This window comes from Streptomyces sp. NPDC005281 (genome assembly GCF_040607495.1).
GTDB lineage: Bacteria > Actinomycetota > Actinomycetes > Streptomycetales > Streptomycetaceae > Streptomyces.
Map to the genome: position 1 here is coordinate 128,549 of NZ_JBEXGX010000021.1, position 9,000 is coordinate 137,548.

At 70.2% G+C, this 9,000-nt stretch carries 8 protein-coding genes; 5 read left to right on the plus strand and 3 right to left on the minus strand.

Annotated features, from left to right (window positions below; genetic code table 11):
* Positions 1-11 precede the first annotated feature (11 nt).
* Positions 12-1,355 (plus strand): crotonyl-CoA carboxylase/reductase, encoded by a 1,344-nt coding sequence (ccrA, locus tag ABZV42_RS27560; RefSeq protein ID WP_355989667.1) that lies wholly within the window; start codon positions 12-14, stop codon positions 1,353-1,355.
* On the opposite strand, the gene ABZV42_RS27565 is transcribed toward ccrA, so the two are convergent.
* Positions 1,321-2,610 (minus strand): transposase, encoded by a 1,290-nt coding sequence (locus tag ABZV42_RS27565; RefSeq protein WP_356054042.1) that lies wholly within the window; start codon positions 2,608-2,610, stop codon positions 1,321-1,323. The genes ccrA and ABZV42_RS27565 overlap by 35 nt on opposite strands.
* 377 nt (positions 2,611-2,987) lie before the next feature.
* On the opposite strand from ABZV42_RS27565, the gene ABZV42_RS27570 reads away from it, so the two are divergent.
* The 4 genes from ABZV42_RS27570 to ABZV42_RS27585 all read left to right on the plus strand — a co-directional run bounded on the left by ABZV42_RS27570 (position 2,988) and on the right by ABZV42_RS27585 (position 6,209).
* Positions 2,988-3,977, plus strand: coding sequence for a ketoacyl-ACP synthase III (locus ABZV42_RS27570; RefSeq protein WP_355989663.1), 990 nt, complete (start codon positions 2,988-2,990; stop codon positions 3,975-3,977).
* On the plus strand, positions 3,974-4,858 hold the full coding sequence (locus ABZV42_RS27575) for a 3-hydroxybutyryl-CoA dehydrogenase (RefSeq protein WP_355989662.1): 885 nt from the start codon (positions 3,974-3,976) through the stop codon (positions 4,856-4,858). The genes ABZV42_RS27570 and ABZV42_RS27575 overlap by 4 nt, the downstream gene beginning before the upstream one ends.
* A 70-nt stretch (positions 4,859-4,928) precedes the next feature.
* Positions 4,929-5,132: a hypothetical protein gene (locus tag ABZV42_RS27580; protein ID WP_339134638.1), complete on the plus strand. Its 204-nt coding sequence runs from the start codon at positions 4,929-4,931 to the stop codon at positions 5,130-5,132.
* A gap of 132 nt (positions 5,133-5,264) precedes the next feature.
* Positions 5,265-6,209 carry a hypothetical protein gene (locus tag ABZV42_RS27585; protein WP_355989660.1) on the plus strand — a complete coding sequence of 315 codons (945 nt, stop codon included), beginning with the start codon at positions 5,265-5,267 and terminating at the stop codon, positions 6,207-6,209.
* 236 nt (positions 6,210-6,445) lie between these two features.
* On the opposite strand, the gene ABZV42_RS27590 is transcribed toward ABZV42_RS27585, so the two are convergent.
* Together ABZV42_RS27590 and ABZV42_RS27595 are read right to left on the minus strand one after the other, a co-directional pair.
* The gene (locus ABZV42_RS27590; protein ID WP_355989658.1) at positions 6,446-7,201 is read right to left on the minus strand and encodes an alpha/beta fold hydrolase; all 756 of its coding nucleotides are present in this window, start codon (positions 7,199-7,201) and stop codon (positions 6,446-6,448) included.
* Between the two features lie 105 nt (positions 7,202-7,306).
* A complete protein-coding gene (locus tag ABZV42_RS27595; protein ID WP_355989656.1) occupies positions 7,307-8,827 on the minus strand; it encodes an FAD-dependent monooxygenase in 1,521 nt (506 codons plus the stop codon).
* Between the last annotated feature and the right edge of the window lie 173 nt (positions 8,828-9,000).

Sequence of the window (9,000 nt, forward strand, 5' to 3'; positions counted from 1 at the left end):
GAAAGGCAACCATGGATTCTCTGACAGAGGCCCTGCTGTCCGGGGCCGGCCCGGACGAACTCGGGCGACACGAACTCCCCTCCCACTACGAGGCGGCGCACCTCCTGGCCGCGGACCTCGGCATGTTCGACGGCGTCGCGGACAACGACGTCCGCAAGTCCCTGCACGTCGGACAGGTCCCCATGCCGGACATCGCGCCGGACGAGGTGGTCGTCGCCGTCATGGCGAGCTCCATCAACTACAACACCGTATGGTCGGCGACGTTCGAGCCGGTGCCCACCTTCGAGTTCCTCAAGCGCGGTGCCCGCCAGGGCGGTTGGGCCGCCCGGCACGATCTGCCGTACCACGTGGTCGGCTCGGACGCCGCCGGCGTCGTCGTACGCGTCGGAGCCGGGGTACGGCACTGGAAGGCGGGCGACCACGTCGTCGTCAGCTGCGTCCAGGTCGACGAACAGGAACCGGCGACGCACGCCGACGCGATGCTCGGGGCGGGGCAGAAGATCTGGGGCTACGAGACCAACTTCGGCTCCCTCGCCCACTACTCGGTGGTCCGCGCCAGCCAACTCCTGCCCAAGCCGGCCCACTTGACCTGGGAGGAGTCCGCGGGAGTCCTGCTGACCGCGGCGACCTCCTACCGGATGCTGGTCGGCGAGAACGGCGCACGGATCAAGCAGGGCGACATCGTCCTCATCTGGGGTGCCACCGGCGGCCTCGGCGCGTTCGCGGTGCAGATGGTCAAGAACGCGGGCGGTATCGCCATCGGCGTCGTCAGCTCCGAACGCAAGGCCGAGGTGCTGCGCCGCCTGGGCTGCGACGTGGTGATCAACCGCAACGACATCGGCATGGGCGGCGACGACGCGCTCACCCCCGAGCGGACCATCGAACTGGGCAAACGGCTCGGACGGGAGATCCGGCGGCAGACCGGCGAGGACCCGCACGTCGTCTTCGACCACGTCGGCCGGGCCACGTTCGGGATCTCGGTGTTCGTCGTGCGCAAGGGCGGCACCGTCGTCACCTGCGGCTCCAGCACCGGCTACGACCACCACTTCGACAACCGCTACCTCTGGATGAACCTCAAGCGGATCATCGGCAGTCACGCCGCGAACCTCCAGGAACAGGCCGAGTGCAACCGGCTCTTCCAGCTGGGACACCTCTCGCCCGTCCTGTCCGAGGTCTTCCCGCTGAAGGACGTGGGCGAGGCCGCACGACTGGTCCAGCTCAACAGGCACACCGGAAAGGTCGGCGTCCTGTGCCTCGCCCCCGAGGAAGGACTCGGCGTCACCGATCCCGTACTGCGCGAGAAGATCGGCGCCGAGCGCCTCAACCCGCTGCGCCGACCGGCCGAGGTGTCCTGACGTGACTCCACCCAAGCGTGAACGCGTGGGCTTCCTGCGGGCGTGGTTTGGCCACGTTGCAGAGGGCCAGCCCGGCCCTGTTGAGGACGTTCGTCGCGGCGACGTGGTCCGCGTTCGCTGCGAACCCGCAAGCCGTGCATGCGAACTTCGCTTGGGTGATGCGGTTCTCCTGCGCGGTGTGCCCGCAGCACGGGCAGGTGCGGGAGGTGTTGCGGGGGTCCACGGCGATGACACTGCGACCGGCGCTTTCAGCCTTGTTGGCGAGGACCGCGAGGAACACCCCCCAGCCAGCATCGAGGATCGATCGATTCAGGCCCGCTTTGGCGGCGGTGCCGTTGGGGAGGAAAGAGCCTGGTTGTTCGGGATCAGGTTTGATCTTTGGCGTACGGGTCATGCCTGCTGTGTTGAGCCGCTCGTGCGCGATTACGTCGTAATCCCGCAGGAGAGCGAGCGCAGTCTTGTGGGCATGGTCCAGGCGCTGGCGGCGAATCTTGGAGTAGATCCGAGTGACCTTGTGGGCGGCCGCTCGGTGCTTCTTGCTGCGCTGCCGGGTCCGCCGGGGGAAGCTCGCCAGGTGCCGCTGTGCTTCTGCGAGCTCGTCCGCGGCCGCGTTGAGGAACTGCGGGTTGGCGATGTGCTCGCCGTCGGACGTGGTCAGGAAGTGTTCCACGCCCATGTCAATGCCGATCACCACGTCTGTGCCCGGCAAAGGCTCCGCGGGCACCTGGTCGCAGGCCAGGGCAACGTACCAGCGGCTGCCTTCGCGCTTGACACTGATCGTCTTTATGCGGCCCCTTACGGGACGGTGCTGGTGGACGCGGATATGGCCTATGCCTTGCAAGCGGACACGAGTCTGCGGATCGTGTGGCGTCGCGTCCCAGCGGCAGCCGTCGCCATCCTTGGGGAAGACCACCGTGTTGAAGTGCCCGATGCCCTTGAACCTGGGGTATCCGGGCGTGTCGCCCGCCCTCACACGCTGAAAGAACGCGACGAACGCCTTGTCCAGGCGACGCAGGGTGGCCTGCTGGGAGGAGAAGGACCAGCGGCCCTGCCGCTCGGGGTCAAACGCCCTGATCTCCTTAAGCTGCACAGACTGCTCGCCATAGTGCACAGTCGTCTTCGAGACGTGCCTATAGGCATCCCGGCGTTCCTGCAGAGCGCCGTTGTACAGCGAGCAGTGATCCCGGAGCATCTCGCCAAGCGCAACGATCTGCCGGGCCGTAGGCCGCAAGAGGAACTTGTACGCACGGATCACGAGGCGCCCTCCACCCGCCTCTTCGCCTGGCGGTCCCAGCGACTGTCGATGTCCCAACCCACGGTGGCCGCCAACACGGCGCCGACTGAGGCAGCACAGTACGACGACCACAGCACAGGCATGCTGCATCCCAGCCACCCAGGATCCGACGCGGCTGCCCACACCGCGTGGAGCCCAAGATCATCCACGCCACCCGAGAGCCGGCAACCCTTCCCAGGCAGAGTCACACATTCACGCTACGGGCGCGGCACCTCTAGTGCGGCAGAAAAGGCGGTACAGGTGAACTGTGCAGTTCTGTGCACCCAGTTGAGTTCAGAGGATCCCGCAGCGGCCATTGCCTACCCCGCCAAAGCGGGGCGTCCCCTGGCTAGGTCCTGATGGGCATCGGCATACTCGCCACCGGCTCCTACCTGCCCAAGCACGAGGTCGGCAACGAGGAGGTCGCCGAGCGCGTCGGCGTCACCGCGGAGTGGATCGAACGCAAGACGCAGATCAGGTCCCGCCGCTACGCCGCCGACCACGAGGCGACCTCCGACCTCGCGATCAGGGCCGCCGAACGCGCCCTGGAGCAGGCCGGGCTCGGCCCGGAGCAGATCGACCACATCATCGTCTCCACCTCCACCGGCGACTTCCCGCAACCGCCCACCTCCTACCTGGTCCAGCACGGCCTGGGCGCCTACGGCGCGGCCTGCTTCGACATCAACGTCGTGTGCAGCGGCTTCGTCTACGCCCTCGCGCTGGCCCACAGCCTGGTGAGCGTGAACCCGCACGCCCGGATCCTGGTCATCGGCGCGGACGTCTACTCGCGGATCCTGGACTTCACCGACCGCCGCACGGCCGTCCTGTTCGCCGACGGCGCCGGCGCCGCGATCGTCGGCACCGTCCCCGAGCCCTACGGGATCATCGCCACCGACCTGTCCAGCCGCGGGGACGCCCACCACCTGATCCGCGTCGAGGCCGGCGGCAGCCGCAGGCCCGCGTCCGCGGCGACCCTCGCCGACGGCGGCCACTTCTTCAGGATGGACGGCCGCGGCGTACGCGACTTCGTCGCCGAGCACGTCCCGCCCGCCCTCCTCGCCCTCACCGGCAGGGCCGGCGTCGACATCGGCGCGGTCGACCACTTCGTACCGCACCAGGCCAACGGCGTGATGCTCGGCGAGGTCGTCGAACGCACCGGCCTAGGCGCCGCGCACACCCACCGCACGCTGATCAGGTACGGCAACGTCGGCAGCGCCTCCGTCCCGGTCGCCCTGGACGAGGCCAACCGCACCGGCGCCCTGAAGCAGGGGGACCTGGTCCTGCTCGCCGGGTTCGGCGGCGGCATGTCGATCGGAGCGACACTTCTGAACTGGGGGAGCCCCGCATGACCACGTCCACACAGCACGCCACCGCCGGCATCGAGCGGGTGGGCGTCGCCGGCAGCGGCATCATGGGCACCGGCATCGCCGAGCTGTGCGCGAAGGCCGGACTGAACGTCAGGGTCGCGGTGTTCTCCGAATCATCACTGGTGAGCGCGCCGCAGCGGCTGGCCGCCTCCCTGGAGCGGGGCGTGGCCAAGGGCAAACTGACCGCCGAGGAACGCGACGCGGCCCTGGACCGGGTCTCCTTCACCCGCGACCTCGCCGACCTCGCGGACCGCCAACTGGTCATCGAGGCGGTCAAGGAGGACGAGCAGCTCAAACTCGACCTGTTCGCCACCCTCGACAAGACCGTCGAGGACCCGGACGCGATCCTGGCGACCAACACCTCCTCCATCCCCGTCGTACGGCTCGCCGCCGCGACCCGGCGCCCCGGCCAGGTCCTGGGCATCCACTTCTTCAACCCGGTGCCCGCACTGCCGCTCGTCGAACTCGTCTCCTCCGTCCTGACGGACCAGAAGGTGAGCGAACGCGCGCTGCTCTTCGTCCGCGACACCCTCGGCAAGAAACCCATCGCCTCCCCGGACCGGGCGGGCTTCCTCGTCAACGCCCTGCTCTTCCCCTACCTGCTGTCCGCGATCCGCATGGTCGAGTCGGGACTCGCGACGGCCGAGGTCGTCGACCAGGGCATGGTCCAGGGCTGCGCGCACCCGATGGGCCCGCTGCGGCTCGCCGACCTCATCGGCCTGGACACCACCGTCTCCATCGCCCAGGCCATGTACGAGGAGTTCAAGGAGCCCCTGTACGCGCCCCCGCCCCTGCTGCTGCGCATGGTCGAGGGCGGCCTGCTGGGCAAGAAGTCCGGCCGCGGCTTCCACACCTACGCCTGAGCCTGTTCTCCGGCCTTCCGTGCGCTGCCGGGCGATAGGCTGCGCAGGCTAGTCCTTCAGAGGGGGTGTCATGGCCAAGGTCACGATCAGCCTGGACAGCGATCTGGCGATCGAGGTCATGCTGCTGGCCGGTACCAGAAGTCCGCAGGACGCCGTCGAGCTGATCGTCCGGGACTATCTGGCACGCGGCCACCGCACCGAGGCCCGCACCGGCGAGACCACCGACCAGGACCGCCTCTCCGACCGCAGATCGGCACCGGAGGAGGGCCGCTGAGCGTTCCCCGGAACAATGCCGGACGGCACGCTCACGCTCAGGGTCCTGATCTCGACCGGTGCACCCCGGCGAAGCCGGTAAGGTGTCGCCCTTCGGGCGGCTCGGCTCCCGGAGTCCCAAAGGCGACCGCCCATGAATCCCCGCCCCACGACCGCTCGTTCCGATGCCCCGATACGCCAGGTGTGGCGGCTTCCCGCCGCCGATGCCGTACGAGGACATCGAGCCCTGTGGTGGAGCGTCGGGCCCGCCGGGGAGCTCGCGGTCCTGCTCGTCCACCGGCGACACCTCCAGCGCACCCGCCACGCCAAGGGATGGATCGGATGGAGACTCCAAGTCCCTTTCACCGGTGAGCTGGTGACCGTCACAGGTCACGATGAGCAGCGCATCGTGGTGAAGGACATCCGGATGCGGCCCAGTCACCTGGCCCTGCTTCCGGATGCCCGGTTCCTGCTGGTGAGCGGCCGAACCCTCCTCGACGGACCCGAAGGGCTCTGGGAACCCAACGCCGTTGTGTTCTCCCCGTCCGGTGCACCCGAAGCCGAGTTCTGCCTCGGCGACGACATCGCCGCCGTGGTCACCGACGTCGACGGAGGTATCTGGACCGCCTACGGCGACGAAGGCATCTACGGCGGCCACCCCGCGTCGGGAGCAGGCCTCGCGGGCTGGAGCACTCGGGGCCGGGCGACCTGGACGCCCGACGGACGCCTGCCCGACCACCCCCTGCAAGGCTGCACTGCCGCGACCGGCAACGACCAGGTCTGGCTCGTCTGGTATCCCGGCGGCGGCACCTACCTGACTCGGATCGATCCCTCCACCGGCGACGTCGTCAGCTACCCCAGCCCCGTCGCGAAACCGGACGGATTCGCGGTCCGTGGCAACCGGGCGGTACTGACGCGCCGAAACCACAACAAGCGGTCCGTCGAGCTCGTACGTGCCGAACTCGACGGCACCACCTGGGCCGTGACCAGCCGCCGCCGGCTCCGGGTGCCCGGTCGAGTCGTCATGAAGTGCGGCCAGGGCCGCGACGGCTTCCTCTGGCTCCGCACGGGCAACACCTGGCTGCGCATAGAAGCATGAGCACCCCCGCCGTGACCATGAAGGAGGCATGTCGCAGCGGGCATTGCAGCGCAACCACGACGTCACCGGGCGAACGATGTGTTGGGAAGGGTCGGTGAGCCCAGGACGCACCGTCAGGGGCTGCGGTTCCAAGCCCCTGACGCAGGCGGCAGTGCCCGGACCGCCGCCCGTCAGGTTCGGCCCGGCCGACGCGACACGGCCGGTGAAGGCGTGCGGCTGTGTCCGTCGGACGCCGCTCAGGACGAGGCGGCCCCGCTGAGCAGCCCCTCGGTCACGGCGGCCGCGACGCCCTCGAGCTGGTCGAAGAGATAGAAGTGCCCGCCGGGGAACACCTTGACCGTGAAGTCGCCGGTGGTGTGCTCCCGCCAGGTGTGGGCGTCCTCGACCGTCGCGATCGGGTCGCTGTCCCCGATCAGGGCGGTCACCGCGGTCGTGAGCGGCCCGCCCACGGGCCCGCGATAGGTGCCCAGGATGCGGTAGTCGGCCCGCAGCGCCGGCAGCACCAGCTCCAGGATGTCGGGGTCGTCGAGCATGGACTGGTCGGTGCCGCCCAGCCGCCGCACCTCGGCCAGCATGTCGGCGTCGTCGTAGAGGTCGTAGGCACTGTCCCGCGCGTCGGGACCGCCCCGGCCGGAGAAGAACACCCGCTGCGGGGCGGGCAGTTGACGCCGGGCGAGCAGCCGGGCCGTCTCGAACGCCACCAGCGAGCCCATGCTGTGCCCGAACAGGGCGTACGGCCGCCCGTCCACGGCCAGTTCACGCGCCAGCTCCTCGACCACCGCCTCCGCGAGCGGCGCAAGGGCCGTGAACGGCTCCTCGCGGTAACGGTCCTGGCGGCCCGGGTACTGCACGGACACCACGTCGACGTCCGGATGCAGCCGGCGCGCCAGGTCCTTGAACGCCGTCGCGGAGCCCCCCGCGTGCGGGAAGCACACGAGCCGCGGCCCCTCGGCGGCGGTCGTGGTGAAGCGTCGCAACCACGTGCTGTTCACAGTCGGGGTGTCCCTTCGTCGGGGTCGTCACGGCCGGTCCCGCAGCGGAGCGGGACCGGCCGGCCGTTGGTTTCGGGCAGGGCCCGCTCAGCCCTCTCGGTCCGCTCAGCCCTTGAGGGCCGGGCCGAACCAGGCTTCGAGGGCGGCCTTGAGCGCGGCGGTTGCGGGCGTGGTGCCCGCGGCGGCCACCCAGGCGACATGGCCGTCGGGGCGGATCAGAAGCGCGGTGGGCGCGGGGATCTCGCCGAGGGCCGGGACGATCCAGTGCTCGTCCTCGCTGCGCGCCTCGACGACGTCCACGCGGTCGGCCCAGCCCTGTGCGACGGCCGCCGTCGTCTCCGCGCCGCCGGTCAGGTCGAGCAGGACCGGGCGGGCGGCGTGCAGCAGCTCATGGACCCCGGTGATGCCCTCGGACGTCTTCAGGTCGGCGTCCGGGACCCGGCGGCCGGTCAGCGGGTGGTCGCCGTCGATGGGGTAGCGGATGTCCAGCGCCGTCAGCAGGTGGCGCAGATACTGGTTGACCTCGTCGAACACCATCAGCGAGCCGAACACCTCGCGCAGCGCGTCCGTCTGCGGTCCCGGGCGCACCAGGGCCGACTGCGCCCGGGTGTTGTGCAGCACCCGCTCCCCGACCGGGTGCCGCTCGGCGTGATAGGTGTCCAGCAGACTCTCCGGCGCCCGGCCGCGCACCACCGAGGCGAGCTTCCAGCCGAGGTTGACCGCGTCCTGCACCCCCATGTTCAGCCCCTGACCGCCGGCCGGGAAGTGGATGTGCGCCGCGTCGCCCGCGAGCAGCACCCGCCCCTCGCGGTACCGGGCGGCCTGGCGCGCGGCGTCGTTGAACCGGGAGACCCACCGGGGGTTGCGCATACCGAAGTCGGTGCCCGCGACCCTGACCAGGGATTCCCGCAGCCGCTCGAACGTCACGTCCTCGTCGCGGTCCGCCACACGGTCGAACTCCGAGGTGATCACCCGGTGCCAGCCCGGCTCGAACGCGATCGCCGAGTAGTCACCGGCCGGCGTGCGCCGCACCCAGACGTAGTCCTCGGGCAGCTCGGGCAGTTCGACGTCACCGATCAGCGCCGTCATCGTCGCCTCCGTGCCGGGGAAGCCGATTCCAGCCAGCTTGCGCACGGTGCTGCGCCCGCCGTCGCAGCCCACCAGGTAGCGGGCGCGCAGTGTCACGGGCGCCTCTCGTTCCCCGGAGACCTCGACCCGCACGCCGCTCTCGTCCTGGCTGAGCCCGCTCACCTCGCAGCCGCGGCGCACCCGCACCCCGAGCTGGAGGGCCCACTCCTCCAGGAGCCGCTCGATGGTGGACTGGAGGATCATCAGCGGGTAGGGGTGGCGCGACTCCGACTCGTCGAAGTCGAGGTAGAGACCGGAGAAGTGACCGACCGGCTGGAGCTGTCCCTCCGCCAGGAAGCGCTCCAGGATGCCGCGCTGGTCCAGCACCTCCAGGGTGCGGGAGTGGATCCCGCCGGCCCGCGACTCGCCCGAGCGCTGCGCGAGCCGCTCGACCACGATCACGTCGGCGCCCGCCAGCCGCAGTTCGCAGGCGAGCATCAGGCCCGTGGGCCCGGCGCCCGCGATCACCACATCCGTGTCCGTGCCGGTGTGTCCCACGTATGCCCCCTCGTTCCGCTGCGGCGCCTGTCACGGCATTGGATGACTCCACGCTCACGCACGCGAAGCGGCGGTTCAAGGCAACTCGGCCCCGGTGGGCGGCTGTTGGTGGGCGGGCTTGCCGCGTCCGGCCGGCTGGCTCCTGGTGTCCCGCCGGCGGGACACCAGGAGCA